The sequence below is a fragment of the Bacillus cereus group sp. MYBK101-2 genome, assembly GCF_051918845.1.
Lineage (GTDB): Bacteria > Bacillota > Bacilli > Bacillales > Bacillaceae_G > Bacillus_A > Bacillus_A paranthracis.
Genome location: NZ_JBQAIE010000002.1, coordinates 146,300 through 165,205, shown reverse-complemented (window position 1 = coordinate 165,205; position 18,906 = coordinate 146,300). Strand labels below are relative to the sequence as shown.

The window sequence follows — 18,906 nt, the reverse complement described above, 5'->3', positions numbered from 1 at the left end:
TGTTTTTTATATATGAAATGTATTTGCTTTATTCAATATTTCTTTCGCATCTATAGGTAATAAAGAAAGTGTATCTTCTCCTTCCAAAGTTACACAATCTTTGACAATATGAAATCCAAGCGCATAGCCAAGCATCTTCGGATAAGAGTGAAAACCATTTAATAAGATGTCGTGCTCCCTTGTTCCTCGCTTTATACTTATTCTTTCATGTACAACGTTTTTCCAATAATATATAGCCTCTTCTTTTGAAAGATACGTCGTCCACGGTGCATTGTTTTTTTCTGAATATCTTTCCGTTACCGCTTGCTCAGCTAACCCTTCCATAATCATCGTATCAAGTAATGTATATTCCGTTTCTTTCGTCTCAATTTGATGCAACCTGCATATGTGATGATATTCATGCGCCAATAGAACTTTTAATTCTTCCACCGAATTCCGTCCACATACGAATAAGAAAATAACGTGACGCATAGATAATCCAGCCCTTCCGTTATACTCTTCTTGTACAGTTCGATTATAGGAATCTGATAATAAAATAAAGACAGGGACATCTGGACCTTTTAACCAATTTTTCAGTTTCTCATACTCCGCACGTAACTCTTTCCAAACTTCCTTTTTCTCTAACTCTGTAATTTCTCGTTCTCCTCGCATAACAGGGCGATACATACCTTTAGAAATTAAAAAGCGATACAACCTTTCTTTTGGCAGTGGGATATACTTCGTAAACTTCTCACATAGCTTTTCTGGCCGTCCATAATATAGATGTAACCACTCAGCAGTTTCAACAATCCCCATCTTTATCCCTCCTTTTTCTTATGTATATGCAAAAGGAGAAAAAGGCGTAAAAATAAATAAGGAGTTTTTTCGCAATATGTTACGAAAAAACTCCTTATTTCATCTATTATTTATACGCTTTAAATACTAATACTGCGTTATGACCACCGAATCCTAATGAATTACTTAACACCGCGTTTACTTCTTGATGTCTCGCATTATTCGGTACGTAATCTAAGTCACATTCTGGATCTGGTGTCTCATAGTTAATTGTTGGAGGAATTACTCCATCTGTAATTGATTTAATAGAGAAGATTGCTTCAACAGCACCAGCTGCCCCTAATAAGTGACCTGTCATTGATTTCGTTGAGCTGATTGCTACTTTATACGCATGCTCACCGAACGTTTCTTTAATTGCCATCGTTTCATACTTTTCATTCGCATCCGTACTTGTACCATGCGCATTAATGTAATCAATATCTTCTGGCTGTAGACCTGCATCCGCTAAAGCTTGACGCATTGCGCGCACGCCGCCTTCACCGCCAGGAGCTGGCATTGTAATATGGAATGCATCACCAGTTGCACCGTAACCAGCGATTTCCGCATAAATGTGAGCACCACGAGCTAATGCGTGCTCTAATTCTTCAAGAATTAAAATACCTGAACCTTCACCCATTACGAAACCACTACGGTTTTTATCGAATGGGCGGCAAGCTGTTGCTGGATCTTCATTGAATGTTAATGCTTTCGCTGAGCTAAATCCTGCGAATGCCATACTTGTTAACGGCGCCTCTGCTCCGCCCGTAATCATTGCATCCGCATCACCGCGCTGAATCGCCTTAAATGCATCACCAATTGAGTTTGCACCAGATGCACAAGCCGTTACAGAACAAGTGTTAATTCCTTTTGCCCCTGTTGCGATTGATACTTGGCCTGCTGCCATATCTGGAATCATCATCGGTACGAAGAATGGGCTCACGCGGCGCGGGCCTTTCTCAGTAAAAATCTTAAATTGTTCTTCGTATGTTTCCATACCACCAATACCAGAACCAATCCATACACCAATTCGAGGTCCATTTTCTTCTGTAATCTCAAGCTTTGCATCTGCAACTGCCATTTTCGCTGCTGCTACTGCATATTGTGTAAAGCGATCCATACGGCGCGCTTCTTTTTTATCAATATATTTCTCGACTTCAAAATCGTTAATTTCTGCTGCTACTTTTGCTGGAAATAGTTCCGGATCAATTCTTGTAAGTCGTCCGATTCCAGATACACCTTTTTTAATGTTTTCCCACGCTGTTTCAACATCTGTACCGACCGGTGTAACAGCTCCTAGTCCTGTAATTACGACCCTCTTTTTTTCCATACAAAATACACTCCTTTTTTTCTCTCAGTCCTTATTTACCCCAACGAAGAGCGACTGCTCCCCATGTTAATCCGCCGCCAAAACCAACAAGTATAATTAAATCACCATCTTGAATACGTCCGTTTTGCAATTCCTCTACCATTGCAATCGGAATGGAAGAAGCTGATGTATTACCGAACTTCTCAATTGTCATACTCATTTTTTCTTGTGGTAAATTTAATCTCTCTCTTGCAGATTCCATAATACGAATATTCGCTTGATGCGGTACTAAGAAATCCACATCTTCTTTCGTAAGACCAGCTTTATCTAAAACGCGAAGACAAGAATCCCCAAGTTGACGAACAGCAAATTTAAAGACTTCTCTGCCATTCATCATAACATACTCATCTTGATAAAGATGCTTACCGCCACTTCCGTCTGCTCCTAATTCGAAAGATAGAACGCCTTTCCCTTCTGAAACAGCTCCCATTACGATCGCACCAGCTCCGTCTCCAAATAGTACTGCTGTATTTCGATCGTTCCAATCTACAATTTTAGATAGTTTATCACTACCAACTACTAGTATATTTTTATAAGTTCTCGTTTGAATAAATTGCTGCGCTGTAATCATTCCGTACATAAAACCAGCACATGCTGCACTTAAATCCATTGCAGCTGCATGTTTTGCGCCAATTGCTTCTTGAATGACACAAGCTACTGCTGGGAAAGCACGATCTGGTGTTACTGTCGCTACTAAAATAAGATCGATATCCTCTCCGCCAACCCCTGCATCTTCAAGCGCTTTTTTAGAAGCCTCTACGGCCATATATGAAGTATCTATTGTATCATCGGCAATGCGTCTTTCCGCAATACCTGTTCTCGTACGAATCCATTCATCGGATGTATCCATTACTTTCTCTAAATCGTGATTTGTGACTACTTTTTCCGGCACATATCTTCCGATCCCTAAAATGCCCACGTTCACATCGCAGCCCTCCGTTTTATATCAATTATTATGACTTGGTACTAATTTTAAAACATAAATGTATTTTTGTCTAGAATATATTTCGGCTAAAACATAAAGCTAACGCATTATTCACCTTATTGTTTATGAAATAAAACGGAAACATACCTTTTCCTGTTTCTTTCGAAATACAAAAAAGCTCGAACCGTTTCTACTTACGGTTCGGGCCTCTCTTCCATCTTAAAAGATGCTTTTTATTCTTTTTATGCTTTCCTTCTAAACTAGAGAGTTCTCCTCACTACTTTTCCTTTACCCTCTTCATATATCTGGTTTTCCCCCAGGCGAGAATAAAAAAAGGCCCTGACCGCTTCTATCCACGGTTCGGGCCTCTCTTCCATCTTAAAAAGATGCTTTTTATTCTTTTTATTCTTGATCTGCTTTCCTTCTAAACTAGAGAATTTTCCTCACTACTTTTCCTTTACCCTCTTCATATATCTGGTTTTCCCCCAGGCGAGAATAAAAAAAGGCCCTGACCGCTTCTATCCACGGTTCGGGCCTCTCTTCCATCTCAAAAGATGCTTTTTATTCTTTTTATTCTTGATCTGCTTTCCCAAGCTCATATGCTTCGTTCATAACTTTCATCAATAACTCTAATACTGGTTGAGCTTTCTCCATATCAAGCGCAATTCCATTATCATCTAAAATGGCCTTTGCTTCTGGTAAATGCTTCATTGCGATTTGTAAAAATTGCATGCTTTTCTCATTCATATTATGTTCTTCCTCTCCATTAAAACTTTCACATACATAGTGTAACACGCTCGCTATCCTTCGTATAACTCTTTATATTTTTTCATATGTGCCAATTGTTTATTTAAACCGTATTCTAACGGAGTATTTCTTTTTATCGAAATAACCTCTACAGTTCCATCTCTTTCTTCCACATTCTCTTTCTTCACTTTATCCTCTGCACGTAAAAGGTTCATACCTTTTTTCCATAATGATTTTTTACCACTAAGTAAATTATATATACCGAGATGCTCCTCGTTCATTCCATTTTCCCATAAGTATTCACATACATCTTCAACGTACAGTAGATCACTGGCGTTTTCCTCACTCGTATAATGGCACTCTTTCTCACCCAGTTCTGATAAAATGAGCTGATGATACATCATAAAAGATGGTTGCCATGGCCCATATAATGTAGGAACTCGAAATACACTATATTGTACCTCTCCTTTTTTCAATCCTTCTTCCACTTTCGCAAATAGACGTTTATTTTCGGACTCATCTACGTTTCCTACTTCAATAGAAGAAATTAGATTTAACTTCACTTTATGTTCTTCACACAGTCTTATCATTCGCTTTAAATACTGTAATATAACTCTTTCATTTCGAAAGCCACTTTGTTGGTTAGGCTCATACAGACAAAAGTAAACGGCATCAAATTTCTCTTCCTCTACGGATCTCCATCCGTCTTCATCTCTTATCGAATAATACGTAAATAACGCATTTCGCCCAATTAACAATAACTTCTCTTCATTAATTTTTGTCATATTATCGAATTCATCAAAATCAAGACCATATACTTCTACTTCTTCTGCAATCATTTTATTCACAAGGTGATAACCTACAAACGTAAGTGCACCTATAATTAGCACGCGTTCCATACCACCAACCCTTTCTCCTTGAAACAAATAGCTCCTCATTTATGTATATGGGAGCTTCACAATTCTTCTTCATATTTTTTAAAGAAATCAGTCGTTTGCCTAACCATTTTATATTTCACATCTTGCAGATGGAATAAGACAGAAGTATCGCATTGGTTCAATTGCCTCATTTTCTCGTATTTACGTAGCAGCTGTTTTCTTCCTCTTTTTTCTTGTGTTGATACAAAAATTTTAACAGGTACACAAGACGGAAGAAGCGTAAATGATTTCTTATTTATTTTCGCTTCTAATTCTTCTTCTTTAGCATCATACGCTAAACTTAATTCCTTCAAGAGTCTCTTGTAAAAAAATTTATGCTCTTTCTCAAACTCCACATATTCTGGTAAATCTAAACACGGATTTAACATAATGACAGAACGTATACATTCAGGGTATTTGTTCATCATTTCAAGCGCAACAAGTGCCCCCATACCATCTGCCATAATGTGCATTTTCGCATTCAATGTCTCTTTTCTCAGAACAACGTCATATAGGCGTTTTGCTAGACGAACAGATTGATCGTTTCCCCAATGTCTTCCGTATAAATTAGAAGAAAAGACCGTATAGCCTTCCTCAATAAGGCCATGTAAAAAATAAGATCTACCCGCATGCTGTGTCCATAAACTTGTACCATTCTCAATAAAGTAGTTGTAATCACCTAGAAGCATGACAGAAAATCCATTTGGCTTCTCCGGTAAATAAATGACACATGGTTCTTTTTCTAAGTAAAAAAAACGTTCCGTAATACTCATTTTTCCCCCGCCTTATTTTCTAAACGTATAAAAGTACTCTTTTATAATGTATGAACGGAATGCAAATTTGCGTTGAAAAATCTACAAATATTTTTCTATATTCTTTTTTCAATTGTGTTACAATAAGGACAGATTGAACGAATAGAGGTGTAAAATATGCGTTTCATTTGGGCATTAATTTGGTCGTTCTTGCTTGTACATATGATGAGCTACGTAATCGGCTCTATGACTGGCGGTACATACGATTTTAACCAAGCGTCTATTTTCTCAGTTGTTCTTGCGGTATTAGTACTAGCAATTTCAGCTGCAATTCCAAACGAGCCAGTAGAACAACACTAAAAAAAGAGTCCGGATTTTATCCGAACTCTTTTTTGTTTTACTTCACATGAACGACTAATTCGTTATTTTCTACATCAACAACTACGTGACTATTGTCAGTAATCGTTCCTGCAATTAATTCTCTCGCTAATTTCGTCTCAACTTGACGCTGTACATATCGTTTTAACGGACGAGCTCCGTACATTGGATCGAAGCCAGCTTCGACAACAAACTCTTTCGCTGCGTCTGTTAATTCTACCGTAATATGACGGTCAGCTAAACGGCCTTGTAATTCTTTTACAATTTTATCAACAATACCTTTAATTTCATTCGTTGTAAGAGGTTTGAATAAAATAATTTCGTCGACACGGTTTAAAAACTCTGGTCGGAAATGACCTCTTAATTGTCCCATTACAAGTTCTCTTGATTCTTCTTTAATGGAGCCATCTTCTCCTAATCCATCTAATAAATGAGCAGATCCAATATTTGAAGTCATAATAATAACCGTGTTTTTAAAGTCTACTGTACGTCCTTGCGAATCTGTAATGCGACCGTCATCTAACATTTGTAATAAAATATTGAATACTTCTGGATGTGCTTTTTCGATTTCGTCTAATAAAATAACGGAATACGGTTTACGTCTTACCGCTTCTGTTAATTGACCGCCCTCTTCATATCCAACATATCCAGGAGGCGCACCAATTAAGCGTGACACAGCGTGTTTCTCCATATACTCAGACATATCAATACGAATCATTTGTTCTTCACTATCGAATAATGACTGCGCTAACGTTTTTGCAAGTTCTGTTTTACCAACACCAGTAGGTCCTAAGAAAATGAAGGAACCAATCGGACGGTTCGGGTCTTTAATACCTGCGCGCGCACGAAGAACTGCGTCTGATACTAAGCTTACTGCTTCCTCTTGTCCGATGACACGCTCTGATAAAATTTGCTCTAAACGTAGTAATTTCTCGCGTTCACCTTCAACGAGTTTTGCAACAGGAATACCAGTCCAGCGCGAAACAATATCAGCAATTTCTTCTTCACTTACTTCCTCACGTAATAAACGATTTTCTTGTTTATTATGTGCGCCCATTTCTTCTGCTTCTTTTAACTCTTTTTCAATTGCAGGAATTTTTCCGTGGCGAAGTTCCGCTGCTTTATTTAGATCGTAATTCCCTTCTGCTTCTTCTAATTCACGGCGCAGACGCTCTAAATGTTCACGTAAGTCACGCACTTTGTGAATATCTTCTTTTTCTTTCTCCCATTTCGCTCTCATACCACTTGCAACTTCTTTTAAATCCGATAATTCACGTTGCAACGTTTTTAGACGTTCTTGGCTACCAAAGTCCTTTTCTTTTCCAAGAGCCGCTTCTTCAATCTCCAGCTGCATAATGCGGCGCGTTACTTCATCTAATTCTGTCGGCATAGAATCGATTTCTGTACGAATTGTTGCACAAGCTTCATCGACAAGATCAATTGCTTTATCCGGTAAGAAACGGTCCGAAATATATCGATCTGATAAAACTGATGCTGCTACAATCGCACGGTCATGAATATTTACACCGTGATAAATTTCAAAACGCTCTTTTAAGCCACGTAAAATGGAAATTGTATCTTCAACAGTTGGTTCTTCTGCTAATACTTGTTGGAAACGTCTTTCTAGCGCTGGATCTTTCTCAATATATTTACGATATTCATCTAACGTCGTCGCCCCGATACAATGCAGTTCACCACGCGCAAGCATCGGTTTTAACATATTTCCTGCATCCATTGCGCCTTCTGTTTTACCAGCGCCGACGATTGTGTGAAGTTCATCAATGAATAGTAAAATACGACCTTCACTCTTTTTAATTTCATTTAATACAGCTTGGAGACGCTCTTCAAATTCACCGCGGAATTTCGCTCCAGCTACAAGCGCACTCATATCTAATGCAAAGATTGTTCTATCTTTTAATCCTTCAGGTACATCCTTTTTCACAATACGCTGTGCTAACCCTTCAACAATTGCTGTTTTACCAACACCTGGTTCACCAATTAAAACTGGGTTGTTTTTCGTTTTACGTGAAAGAATGCGGATTACGCGGCGAATTTCACTATCGCGGCCGATAACAGGGTCAATTTTCCCCGCTCTTACTTCCGCCACTAAATCACGACCATATTTTTCTAACGCTTCATAAGTTGCTTCTGGATTTTGACTAGTCACTCTTTGATTCCCCCGAACTGTCATTAAAGACTGTAATAAGTTATCTTTCGTAATATGAAATCTTGTAAATAATTGGTTTATATCGCCTTTTTCTTCAGTAAAAGCAAGTAATACATGTTCAACTGAAATGTAATCATCTTGCAATTTCTCTGCTTCTTTTCCTGCTCTTACAAGCAGTTGTTGCAAAGCACCTGTTATATATAATTTACCTGCTTCTGCACCGCTCCCCGTTACGGAAGGCTTTTTCTTAATTAAATTTTCGGCGCCTTCTTTTAATGCTTCTATATCGACGTTCATTTTTTGAAAAATACGTACTGCTAACCCATCTTGCTCTTCTAATAATGTAAACAAGAGATGAACAGTATCTACTTCTTGATGATGATGAGATACCGCTAAAGATTGAGCACTCATAATCGCCTCTTGTGTTTTTGTTGTCATTTGATTTAAGTCCATCTTTACAGTCCTCCAAATGTTTGACTTTCTTTGACCTTTGATTTGATTATACGCCAACTGACTTTTTTATACAATAATTTTGATTATGTATTTTCAAACTTATTATTTGAAAAAGAAAAAGGGAAAATTCATTATGCTACTTAAAAAAGTACGGTAAATGAAATTATAATTTATGACGACAAAAAAGCCGCAATAACGATTGCGGCTTCTGTTACGGTTTTCTTTTATACGTCCACTGACGGTTATGATTTGTGTTATCTGGAAACTTTTCACCAGCAGTTAGTTTTACCATTTGCGGATCTTTCACCATACTTCCCGTTTCACCAATTTCTACGTAAATGCCATCATTCGGCGCTTTTTGTCCAGAACGAAACCTACGATTTTGTCCCATTTCCATTCTCCTTCCATGACGTCTTTGCCTCATTAGTATATCCATTTTAAAAGAAAGCTTGTCTGTCATGTTTAGGAAACAAGTACTACATTTCATTCTTGTACATATACATGAATGACACAAGCTTAAAGCAGGGATTTCTTCCCTATTTGTAGAAAAAAAAGAAACCAACCTACTATAGGCCAGTTTCAAAGGAGAGTCAAACATATACGAGAAGATTACATGTTCATTATAAGCCTCATCCTACGAACAATGTAACCCTTTTCACAATTTGTCCATAATGAAAGAAACATTGTTTGAACTTTCTAAAAAGATGTTGACTTTTCTTAATTTCCAGCGAGAAATAGTAGACACCGCAACACTTTGCGACGTAAGATGGATATATAGTGAAGTTTCCATCTTTGGTGGTCTCATCCAGCTTAACCTCTTATTTCTGCATATTAAAACGGAAATACAGATCGAAACAAAAATAAATTATTATAAGAGGTGAAATTATGAACAAACAGCATTTAATCGCACTAGACTTAGACGGCACTTTATTAACAGACAACAAAATAATTTCCACTCGAACGAAACATACAATTGCAAAAGCAAAGGAACAAGGACATATCGTTGTTATTTCAACAGGACGTCCATTCCGCGCTAGTTATGATTACTATAAAGAACTCGGTTTAAATACACCAATCGTAAACTTTAATGGCGCATACGTACATCATCCTCTTGATTCAAAGTGGGGCACACATCACTCTCCTCTTGAGCTAGCAACAGCGCAAGAAATTGTCCGAGCTTGCTTTGATTTTGGCGTAAAAAATATATACGCTGAAGTAATGGACGATGTGTATGTTCGTGAAATTGATGAAGATAAAAAACATATTTTCGAATTCGGTTCTCCAAACATTTTTACAGGAGACTTATTAAATATTTTAAACGATCATCCAACTTGCTTATTAATTGACGCACATGACGAGCATTCTACTGCAATTCGTCAACATTTAACTGATATGCATGCCGAAGTAATCGACCATAGAAAATGGGGTGCACCTTGGCCGATTATTGAAATCGTAAAAAGCGGATTAAATAAAGCTGTCGGATTACAAAAAATTTCTAGTCATTATAACATTCCACAAGAACGAATTATCGCTTTCGGTGACGAGGATAACGACTTTGAAATGATTGAATTTGCTGGTCACGGCATCGCAATGGGAAATGCCATCCCTGAATTAAAATCACTCGCAAACTATACGACGTTAACGAACGAAGAAGATGGTATTGCTCTATATTTAGAAGAGGTTCTTGGATTGTAATCTAAAAATTCCCTGCTTATAGTTTCTCGCCAAACGCTCATACTATCATTAGACGCGTAAGTTAGCGCGTCGATTGTTTTCAGCTAAATAAAGGGGGTTTTTCGAATGGGTAAAAAGAACAAATCAAAACGTTTTATCCAACAAGGAGCCGATGCTGTTATGAAGCATGATGCAAGATTCCCGTACAGAGGTACATTAGCTGAGGCAGAAAAAGCGAGAAGTAACTCTTCTTTTGGAGGGGTCTAAATGGGGAACTTACTATTCCAACAAGCTAGAGATGCTGTTTCAAATGCCGTATCTTGTTCAAGCGGCGCCGAGCAACAAGATCTCGTATATAGAGCAAAAAACGCTTTGCACTCTGCTTACGCAAACTCTTCAACAGCTGAAAAAGTTCAGCTACGTGAAATGCAAGAGCAGTTGCAAAACATTACGAATGCACATTAAAAAAGAGGACCAGCTTTGGTCCTCTTTAATCTTTTCGAAACAATCCGAACACCCCAACTGTTTGCAGTACGTTTGTAAATGCACCTGGGTCCACTTGTTTAATAACCCTCTCCAATTCGTACAGTTCGTAACGGGTAATAACAATCATTAACATTTCCTTATTTTCATTCGTATAAGCACCAGTTGCTGGTATAGTTGTAATCCCTCTCACTAAGCGTGAGTGAATCGCCTTTCGTACATCCGCCCCATTCTTCGTAACGATTAATGCCGTAATCTTCACATGACGCGTATGAATTGCATCGATGATTCGCGTTGACACATACAAAGTCACTAAAGTATATAATGCTTTTTCCCATCCATACACATAACCAGCGGCGATAATAATCAGTGCATTAAAGAAGAAAAAATACGTACCGACAGGCTTGTCTTTAATCTTTGATAAAATCATGGCGATTATATCTAAACCACCTGTAGAAGCCCCCCACTTCAACGCAATCCCTACCCCGATTGCTGAAATAAGCCCGCCAAAAATCGCATTTAATATGATATCGTTCGAAACAGCCCGAACTGGGATAATTTCTAAAAATAAAGTCATAAAGATAACGCAAAGAAAACTAAAGAAAGTAAAAGCCTTTCCAACCTTTTTCCACGCTAAAATAACGACAGGAATATTAAACAAACTAAACAATACTCCTGTTGATATATGAATGGATAAAAAATCACCTAATATTTGCGATAACAATTGAGACAATCCAGCAAAGCCACTCGCGTACACTTTCGCTGGTGTTAAAAATAAATTCATTCCAATCGCGTTTAACAAACCTGCGATGATTACAACGATTAACTTCTTTATAAGTTCGGTATAATTCAACTTCAAATCCATTTCCAATCCACCTTCATTATTCATGAATACACTGCTATACATAGTCTTTACGAAAAAGGAAATGATAAACGTACAACGTTTAGAAATGGAGTTGATACATATGCCACATACGAGTGATAACGACAAAAAAGCACGCGATAATAATGCAAAACGCGCGCAAAAAAATGAGCAAGAACAAAAGAATATAGAGCAAGGTAAGCGTGCCTATTCTAAAAAGACCGATCACCTTTGATTCCATCGTACACCAACAATATTGTTGGTGTACTTTTTTTACAGTTTACAGGGAAAAAACATTAAAAATTCACTTCATGTTCACTTCTATATTCTACAATAGCGATAACATATTCGGATGAGGTGTTAGCATGAGAGGAAAACACATTTTCATTATTACTGCACTACTAAGTATATTAATGCTATCTGCTTGTGGACAAAAAAACGACTCAGATACAGTCGCTACAGCAACAGACTCAACCATTACGAAGAGCGACTTCGAAAAACAGTTGAAAGATCGTTACGGAAAAGACATGCTGTACGAAATGATGGCGCAAGACGTTATCACGAAAAAATATAAAGTATCTGACGATGATGTAGATAAAGAATTACAAAAAGCCAAAAATCAATACGGAGACCAATTTAAAAACGTATTGAAAAACAATGGTTTAAAAGATGAAGCTGATTTCAAAAATCAAATTAAGTTCAAACTTGCTATGAATGAAGCGATTAAGAAAAGTATTACAGAAAAAGACGTGAAAGACCACTATAAACCAGAAATTAAAGCGAGCCATATTTTAGTAAGTGACGAAAATGAAGCGAAAGAAATAAAGAAAAAATTAGATGCTGGTGCTTCATTTGAAGAACTAGCAAAACAAGAATCACAAGACCTACTATCAAAAGAAAAAGGCGGAGACCTCGGATATTTCAATTCAGGTAGAATGGCACCTGAATTTGAAACTGCTGCCTATAAACTAAAGGTCGGACAAATTAGCAATCCCGTTACATCACCAAACGGTTATCATATTATTAAATTAACTGATAAAAAAGAATTAAAACCCTATGATGAAGTGAAAGACTCTATTCGCAAAAACTTAGAAGAAGAACGTATCTCTGACCCTATATTCGGCAAAAAACTATTGCAAGATGAATTGAAAAAAGCAAATATTAAAATAAATGATAGTGAGTTAAAAGATACGTTTACTCTTGTACATGAGCAAGGGAATTAAAAAAGCACCACCTTATAGGTAAAATATAAGGTGGTGCTTTTTATTTCCTTTATTTCTTAAAGTACGTCCAACCTTCTTCTTGGTAAACCTTTTCTTCTTTCATCAACTTACCAAGTGCACGCTTAAATGCAGCTTTACTCATATTGAAACGTTCTTTAATGTCTTCTGGATAGCTCTTATCCCAAAACGGCATTGCTCCGCCTCGTTCTTCCATATATGCATAAATCACTGCAGCATCATCTTCCATTCCTTCTTCTTTACGAGGAAGAAGGGAGATGTTAATTGTACCGTCATCTTTTACATCAATAATTCGTCCCGTTACACGTTGACCGATGCGAACTTGCTCTTTTCTTTCTGTATGATGTAAAAATGCACGGAAATGCTCATCTGTTAATACGAACGAACCAACTTGAAGTGAACGATACACACGTCCGTTTACGTTTTTATTACGCATAGATGGTGTCGCATCTACAACGATTTCTTGCATATCACTATCTCTTGCTGGAAGAGCAATTAAACGATCACGATTTGTTAATTTTAACGTACAATATAATTCGTCTCCAACTTCTGGCCATACTGGCATATAAATTGGGAATTCATCAGCTGGAATTAGTATATCTTTTGATACACCAATATCAACAAACACACCTAAACTCGGAATAACTTCTACAACCTTTACCCAGTTCCAATCATACGTTGTAATAATTGGCTCCTTCATTGTTGCTGAAATACGATTTTGGTGATCAAGGTATAAGAATACGTCAATCGTATCGCCTTCTTCAATTTCTCCAGCTACTTCATTTTTATGTAAGAAAATTTCTTCTTCTTCATTCCCAACCATATATCCGATTTCCGTTTCGCGTAAAACAGTTACCTGTTCAATCGATCCTATTTGTAAATACATATTTTTTTAATTCCCTTCTATATATATAAAATGAACTTTTTAACTTTTTATATTTTTATCATTCCAAACAAAAGTTAATTATAACACGATTTTCTCTTTATTTGTCCAACTGCCCAAAATTCACTATAATAAAATGAGGTTACATCATTATAAGTATGAAAACACTTAAGTCTAAGCTCGTTTTCAGCTATACTTTAGTATGTACAGTACATAAAAAGAGTAGAAATTTATTTGGAGGTGCTAACTATGGCAAAAGATAGTTCTTTTGACATCGTTTCGAAAGTAGAATTACCTGAAGTAACAAACGCAATTAACACTGCATTAAAAGAAATCCAAAACCGATATGACTTTAAAGGAAGTAAAAGTGATATTAAACTTGAGAAAGAAGTACTTGTTTTAACTTCTGACGATGAGTTCAAATTAGAGCAAGTAAAAGACGTTCTTATTTCTAAACTCGTAAAACGTAACGTTCCAATTAAGAACTTAGATTACGGAAAAGTTGAAGCGGCGGCTGGTAACACTGTTCGCCAACGCGCAACACTTCAACAAGGTATCGATAAAGATAACGCAAAAAAAATTAACAATATCATTAAAGAAATGAAATTAAAAGTAAAAACACAAGTACAAGATGATCAAGTACGTGTTACAGCGAAAAGCCGTGATGACTTACAAGCAGTTATCGCAGCAGTTCGTAGCGCTGACTTACCGATTGACGTACAATTTATTAACTACCGCTAAAAAGAAAAACATCCTCTATGTAGAGGATGTTTTTCTTTTTAGCGGGTAAAAGTCTAAGCTTACGGGCAATCGGATAAATTTTATGCATAAATGAAGAAGACCCTTTTAAAAATCGGAACAAAAACCTCCTTCCCCAATCAAATGTAACAAATTATGAGTATATGAATATTTTCCACCCTTTCCTGTAATGTAAAATTAGTAAGGAATTTATTTTATGAAAAATGTTAATTAAAAAGAGTTAGAAGTGGTTATTTGAAGAAATTAATACTATGTTTTTTATTAACTACATTCTGTCTATATATTGCAGGGTGTTCTAATAATATAACTACACCTGGGGATACATCTAAAACTTCAACACCTGCGAATTGTAAATACATCAACAAAGCTTGGTATAAGAAACCTACGAACTGTAATAATCGATGATATAAGTCATAAAAAAGACACCATAAGGTGCTTTTTTTATAGAGAATAATAAGATGTTCATCAGAAATTATGAGTGATTTTTTTATTTTGTTGTTCAAAATATTTTTCTTTAACTATTTTTATCAGATCTTCTTTTTCTGTTAGTTCAAAGATAAATAATGCTTTTTTCATATTATCAGCTACATCTTCTTCATTACATTGTTTCAGCTTTAGCATGTTCCAAGCTTTCCCATAGTATAATTCGCCTAATAAATATAAAGTATTTAGATTAATAGCTAATTTAATACCCATATCATTGTATTTTATTGCCTCTTCATGTTGATTTGCATGACCTAACATTTTCCCTAAATTAAAAATGATTTTTAATTTAACCTCTTTATCTCTAGGGAAATCTAACTTATTAAAATTAGTTAAACATCTTCTTAATATAGTAATACTCTTTTCATATTCTTTATTTGCCCAATGAAATATAGCCATCGACTGCATAATATCTATTTCTCTTTCCGATAAAAAATCACCATTCGTTACAGTTAGTTTTAGTGCATTATTTAAAAGATTTAAAGCAGTTTTTATTGATTTATTCACATAAAATATAGCAATCGCTTCATGCCATATTAGAAATTGTTTATCTTCTTTTAACTGGAAATTATTTTCGGTTTTCTCTTGTTTCACTATTTCATAAAGTTCATTATATTGTTTTTGTTTTGTACAATCTCTCATTACACATTTTACATTTTCTACATATTTTAGTTTTTTGTTTTGAGTTAGTGCGAAAATATGATTTGGATCAATACCAAGTCTTTCAGATAATTGATATAACAATACGCTAGATGGATAAATCATACCTTTTTCTATTTTGCTAATTTGACTTTGCGAACATATTCCATGACACAATTCAGATTGTGATATATTCTTTTTCATTCTAAGTTCTTTAATGGTAATACCCAAATCGTAAAATTCCATTTTTCCTCCTCAAATATAGCCCTCAATGAGTAACAAAATACTTTTTACCCTTTAATGTAATGTAAAATTAGTATATTTTCAATTATTGTTGCTTCTATCGATTTTTTTACCTCTTTGTTCAGTTGCATTTCGAGGTGAGAGTCTTACTTCAAAGAAAAACAGACTAGAGAGAAAGTTTTCTCCTTAGCCTGTCCCACCAAACAAATTTCCCATCGTCACTGTTATCCCCAAAATACAGAATTACGAATACGATAAGAAGACTTAAACATCTCACCTCATCACGCACTTTTAATTGAACACAAAAGAGAATATCCCCTTATTTCCGCCTCTTTTTAACCACAATTAAAAAAGCAATAAACAATACGTTCACACCGACGATTAAAGAAATAAATAGCCAATTCACACCTGTTTCCCCGTTAACTTTATACACATTCGATTCCTCACGCTTTAAAACGAGATAAAATTTTCCGTTTTCTTCTCTTATAATTTCATCTTCTAACAATCCCCTTAGCTCTTGTTTTTCACCAATCGCACTTGCAGGTAAAGCAACTTTTTGTGTTTCTTTCGTATTATTAATCGCTACTACTGTCACTTCATCTTTATACTTTCTCTTTAGTACACTCATTCCATCTTTATCGTATAGAAGCTCAAACGTACCGCGGCGTAAAGATGGCCTCGCTTGTCTAAGCTCACCGAGTTTCGTTATGTGTTGCATAAACTTTTCATCTGATTTGAAGTCCATTAATCGTCTATTATCTGGCGTACCTCCTCCATCCAATGCAATTTCAGTTCCGTAATAAAAATTCGGAATACCTGGTGTTGTTAATAAATATGTAAGAGCCAGCTTCAAACGAGATGGTGGATAATTCATATTCTCTTTTGCAATACGAGCAAATCTTTTTGTATCTTGATTATCTAAAAATGTAGCGGCTGCTCCGTCTTTTTTACTTACATCATATAAAGGTTTCACCGATACGTCCGCTTTGGAAAACGCATCTACTATTTTTTCGTTGTATTCACTATCTTCTTTTGTCATAACTCGAAAATCTTTCTTTATCACTTGCATATCTTTTTGCACATCATCCCAAAAAGCAGGCGACTTTTTTTCACTATGTATTACATAACTTGCATCTAAATCAACTTCTTTGATCCACCATTTCATCGAGTCGATTACTTGTTGTTCGTTTTCTCCAAGCGGAAATTGAAATACAACTTTCATTCCTTTTGCATGAGCTTCTTGCACAAGTTCTTTCACATCATTTTCTGTTCCGAAATGTTCATTTACCTTCTGAAATTTGCGCACGTCTAACCCATCGTATTTTACACTTTCAAAAAGCGGCGAAAGCATAACAGTAGTAAATCCCATTTTTTTTATGTAATCCAGTCTTTTTATAATACCTCTTATATCTCCGCCCTGATATCCTTCTAAATTGTCAACTTCTAACTGTTTGTCATTTTTCGGTTCCCCATTATTAAAACGATCAATCATAATGGAATATATAACTTCGTCTCGCCACTCTCTTTTTTCGTCTGCAAATGTATGTATTGGTACAAACAAAACGACAGCTAAACAAAAACAAATGAATAGTTTCCTAGTATGTATTTTCCCCACACGCATCCCCCATGTATTTTAATTGTAAGAATATTATACCAATTATCCAAACGAATCGCATACGTTGATTTCATTCTTATCAAATTAATACATGTTAGGTTTTCTAACATTACATATAAAATTTTCTGAATTTTTAGTTGATTTTTCTTTTTATTTCGAATATGATATGAAACATAACAAATTGATGTTATTTTTTCTAACATTATAGGAGGAGAGAGAATGAATACAGGAGATACAGTTTTTATGTTTGTAACGACAGTAATGGTCATGTTAATGACACCAGGATTAGCACTTTTTTATGGAGGTATGGTTCGCAGTAAAAACGTACTCAGTACGACAATGCATAGTTATAGCGCAATGGCTATCGTTTCGATTCAATGGATTGTAATTGGTTATTCTTTATCATTCGGACCAGATTGGCACGGACTTATCGGCACATTCGATTGGTTCGGTTTAAACGGAGTTAGCTACGCACCAAATCCAGACTACTCATCTACTATTCCTCACAATTTATTTATGATGTTTCAACTTATGTTCGCTATTTTAACTCCCGCTTTAATTTCAGGAGCATTTGCCGAAAGAATGCGATTTTCAGCTTTCCTTATTTTCATCCTTCTATGGACAACAATCGTTTACAATCCTGTCGCTCATTGGGTATGGGGCGTTGGCGGATGGCTAAGAGAACTTGGCGCCTTAGACTTCGCTGGCGGTAATGTCGTTCATATTACATCTGGCGTGGCTGGCCTTGTATTAGCTATTTTCCTTGGAAAACGCAAAAACATAAACGGTTCGTCTCCTCATCATTTACCATTTACGATGTTAGGCGCTGGGCTACTATGGTTCGGCTGGTTCGGTTTTAACGTCGGAAGCGCATTATCTTTAAATGATGTAGCTTTAACTGCATTTATTAATACAAATATAGCTGCCGCTGCCTCCGCATTAACTTGGATGCTTTCAGAGTGGTTCTTCCAATCAAAACCGACCGCGATGGGAGCTGCTTGCGGCGTTGTTTCCGGTTTAGTCGCTATTACACCAGCTTGCGGGTTCGTTACACCTTTCTCAGCTCTTCTTATCGGAGCAATTGGCGGCGTATTATGCTTCGGAGCAGTCTTTTTCTTAAAAACAAAATTCGGATACGACGATACACTCGATGCATTCGGATGTCACGGCATCGGCGGAACTTGGGGCGGTATTGCGACAGGACTATTTGCAACTACTGCAGTAAACGGCGATGGCGCTAACGGATTATTTTACGGAAACGCCGCGTTACTATTGAAACAACTTGTAGCAATCGGCGCAACATATGCATTCACAATTATAATGACGTACGCGATTATTAAAGCAATTAACTTCTTCCTCCCTGTCCGGGTAGATGAGCACGAGGAACATATGGGACTTGATATTTCAATGCATGGGGAGAAAGCTTATGAGTATACTGAGCGAGTGAACTAAAAAAAGAGATGCAATCTATTGATAGTAGATTGCATCTCTTTTTATTGTAGTTGT

The 18,906-nt window shown here is 36.3% G+C and carries 20 protein-coding genes; 8 read left to right on the top strand and 12 right to left on the bottom strand.

All coding sequences use genetic code 11. The features are described 5' to 3' along the window. Positions 1 to 6 precede the first annotated feature (6 nt). The 6 genes from ACTFSI_RS06105 to ACTFSI_RS06080 all read right to left on the bottom strand — a co-directional run bounded on the left by ACTFSI_RS06105 (position 7) and on the right by ACTFSI_RS06080 (position 5,541). Positions 7 to 795, bottom strand: coding sequence for a DUF2268 domain-containing protein (locus ACTFSI_RS06105; protein ID WP_197225627.1), 789 nt, complete (start codon positions 793 to 795; stop codon positions 7 to 9). A 106-nt stretch (positions 796 to 901) separates the two neighbouring features. Then, positions 902 to 2,140, bottom strand: coding sequence for a beta-ketoacyl-ACP synthase II (fabF, locus tag ACTFSI_RS06100; RefSeq protein ID WP_000412651.1), 1,239 nt, complete (start codon positions 2,138 to 2,140; stop codon positions 902 to 904). A gap of 31 nt (positions 2,141 to 2,171) precedes the next feature. Next, positions 2,172 to 3,104, bottom strand: a complete 933-nt coding sequence (gene fabH, locus ACTFSI_RS06095; RefSeq protein WP_440045288.1) for a beta-ketoacyl-ACP synthase III — start codon at positions 3,102 to 3,104, stop codon at positions 2,172 to 2,174. Positions 3,105 to 3,674: 570 nt separating this feature from the next. Next, the gene (locus tag ACTFSI_RS06090) at positions 3,675 to 3,851 is read right to left on the bottom strand and encodes a ComZ family protein (protein ID WP_009879752.1); all 177 of its coding nucleotides are present in this window, start codon (positions 3,849 to 3,851) and stop codon (positions 3,675 to 3,677) included. Positions 3,852 to 3,904: 53 nt separating this feature from the next. Continuing rightward, positions 3,905 to 4,777 carry an NAD-dependent epimerase/dehydratase family protein gene (locus tag ACTFSI_RS06085; protein ID WP_000486160.1) on the bottom strand — a complete coding sequence of 291 codons (873 nt, stop codon included), beginning with the start codon at positions 4,775 to 4,777 and terminating at the stop codon, positions 3,905 to 3,907. A 29-nt stretch (positions 4,778 to 4,806) separates the two neighbouring features. Further along, on the bottom strand, positions 4,807 to 5,541 hold the full coding sequence (locus ACTFSI_RS06080) for a hydrolase (protein WP_000028698.1): 735 nt from the start codon (positions 5,539 to 5,541) through the stop codon (positions 4,807 to 4,809). Positions 5,542 to 5,697: 156 nt separating this feature from the next. Between ACTFSI_RS06080 and ACTFSI_RS06075 the strand changes: the two genes are divergently transcribed. Beyond that, positions 5,698 to 5,880 (top strand): YjzD family protein, encoded by a 183-nt coding sequence (locus ACTFSI_RS06075; RefSeq protein WP_001211116.1) that lies wholly within the window; start codon positions 5,698 to 5,700, stop codon positions 5,878 to 5,880. Between the two features lie 37 nt (positions 5,881 to 5,917). Here ACTFSI_RS06075 and clpB read toward each other — a convergent pair whose 3' ends face one another. Together clpB and ACTFSI_RS06065 are read right to left on the bottom strand one after the other, a co-directional pair. Further along, positions 5,918 to 8,518 carry an ATP-dependent chaperone ClpB gene (gene clpB, locus ACTFSI_RS06070; protein ID WP_044792713.1) on the bottom strand — a complete coding sequence of 867 codons (2,601 nt, stop codon included), beginning with the start codon at positions 8,516 to 8,518 and terminating at the stop codon, positions 5,918 to 5,920. Positions 8,519 to 8,729: 211 nt separating this feature from the next. Then, positions 8,730 to 8,909 (bottom strand): YjzC family protein, encoded by a 180-nt coding sequence (locus tag ACTFSI_RS06065; RefSeq protein WP_000531421.1) that lies wholly within the window; start codon positions 8,907 to 8,909, stop codon positions 8,730 to 8,732. A 494-nt stretch (positions 8,910 to 9,403) separates the two neighbouring features. On the opposite strand from ACTFSI_RS06065, the gene ACTFSI_RS06060 reads away from it, so the two are divergent. From ACTFSI_RS06060 to ACTFSI_RS06050, 3 genes are all read left to right on the top strand, one after another. Beyond that, complete coding sequence (locus ACTFSI_RS06060) at positions 9,404 to 10,213, top strand: Cof-type HAD-IIB family hydrolase (RefSeq protein WP_440045287.1); 810 nt, start codon at positions 9,404 to 9,406, stop codon at positions 10,211 to 10,213. Positions 10,214 to 10,318: 105 nt separating this feature from the next. Beyond that, a complete protein-coding gene (locus ACTFSI_RS06055) occupies positions 10,319 to 10,459 on the top strand; it encodes a hypothetical protein (RefSeq protein WP_000516816.1) in 141 nt (46 codons plus the stop codon). Then, positions 10,460 to 10,657, top strand: coding sequence for a DUF3813 domain-containing protein (locus tag ACTFSI_RS06050; protein WP_440045286.1), 198 nt, complete (start codon positions 10,460 to 10,462; stop codon positions 10,655 to 10,657). A gap of 25 nt (positions 10,658 to 10,682) precedes the next feature. Here ACTFSI_RS06050 and ACTFSI_RS06045 read toward each other — a convergent pair whose 3' ends face one another. Next, the gene (locus tag ACTFSI_RS06045) at positions 10,683 to 11,540 is read right to left on the bottom strand and encodes a YitT family protein (protein WP_000364442.1); all 858 of its coding nucleotides are present in this window, start codon (positions 11,538 to 11,540) and stop codon (positions 10,683 to 10,685) included. Positions 11,541 to 11,640: 100 nt separating this feature from the next. Between ACTFSI_RS06045 and ACTFSI_RS06040 the strand changes: the two genes are divergently transcribed. Further along, the gene (locus tag ACTFSI_RS06040; RefSeq protein ID WP_001120845.1) at positions 11,641 to 11,772 is read left to right on the top strand and encodes a DUF3941 domain-containing protein; all 132 of its coding nucleotides are present in this window, start codon (positions 11,641 to 11,643) and stop codon (positions 11,770 to 11,772) included. A gap of 130 nt (positions 11,773 to 11,902) precedes the next feature. After that, positions 11,903 to 12,760 (top strand): peptidylprolyl isomerase PrsA, encoded by an 858-nt coding sequence (gene prsA / locus ACTFSI_RS06035; protein WP_001214229.1) that lies wholly within the window; start codon positions 11,903 to 11,905, stop codon positions 12,758 to 12,760. Positions 12,761 to 12,809: 49 nt separating this feature from the next. Here prsA and ACTFSI_RS06030 read toward each other — a convergent pair whose 3' ends face one another. Beyond that, positions 12,810 to 13,664, bottom strand: a complete 855-nt coding sequence (locus ACTFSI_RS06030) for a CvfB family protein (protein ID WP_000281266.1) — start codon at positions 13,662 to 13,664, stop codon at positions 12,810 to 12,812. Between the two features lie 246 nt (positions 13,665 to 13,910). Here ACTFSI_RS06030 and ACTFSI_RS06025 point away from each other — a divergent pair, with 246 nt between their 5' ends. Next, positions 13,911 to 14,402: a YajQ family cyclic di-GMP-binding protein gene (locus tag ACTFSI_RS06025; RefSeq protein ID WP_001040153.1), complete on the top strand. Its 492-nt coding sequence runs from the start codon at positions 13,911 to 13,913 to the stop codon at positions 14,400 to 14,402. A gap of 483 nt (positions 14,403 to 14,885) precedes the next feature. Here ACTFSI_RS06025 and ACTFSI_RS06020 read toward each other — a convergent pair whose 3' ends face one another. Together ACTFSI_RS06020 and ACTFSI_RS06015 are read right to left on the bottom strand one after the other, a co-directional pair. Then, positions 14,886 to 15,788, bottom strand: coding sequence for a helix-turn-helix domain-containing protein (locus tag ACTFSI_RS06020; protein ID WP_000397905.1), 903 nt, complete (start codon positions 15,786 to 15,788; stop codon positions 14,886 to 14,888). A 316-nt stretch (positions 15,789 to 16,104) separates the two neighbouring features. Continuing rightward, the gene (locus ACTFSI_RS06015; RefSeq protein ID WP_270362899.1) at positions 16,105 to 17,406 is read right to left on the bottom strand and encodes an alpha-amylase family glycosyl hydrolase; all 1,302 of its coding nucleotides are present in this window, start codon (positions 17,404 to 17,406) and stop codon (positions 16,105 to 16,107) included. Between the two features lie 213 nt (positions 17,407 to 17,619). Here ACTFSI_RS06015 and ACTFSI_RS06010 point away from each other — a divergent pair, with 213 nt between their 5' ends. Then, positions 17,620 to 18,852 carry an ammonium transporter gene (locus ACTFSI_RS06010; protein WP_440045285.1) on the top strand — a complete coding sequence of 411 codons (1,233 nt, stop codon included), beginning with the start codon at positions 17,620 to 17,622 and terminating at the stop codon, positions 18,850 to 18,852. The last annotated feature ends 54 nt before the right edge of the window (positions 18,853 to 18,906 follow it).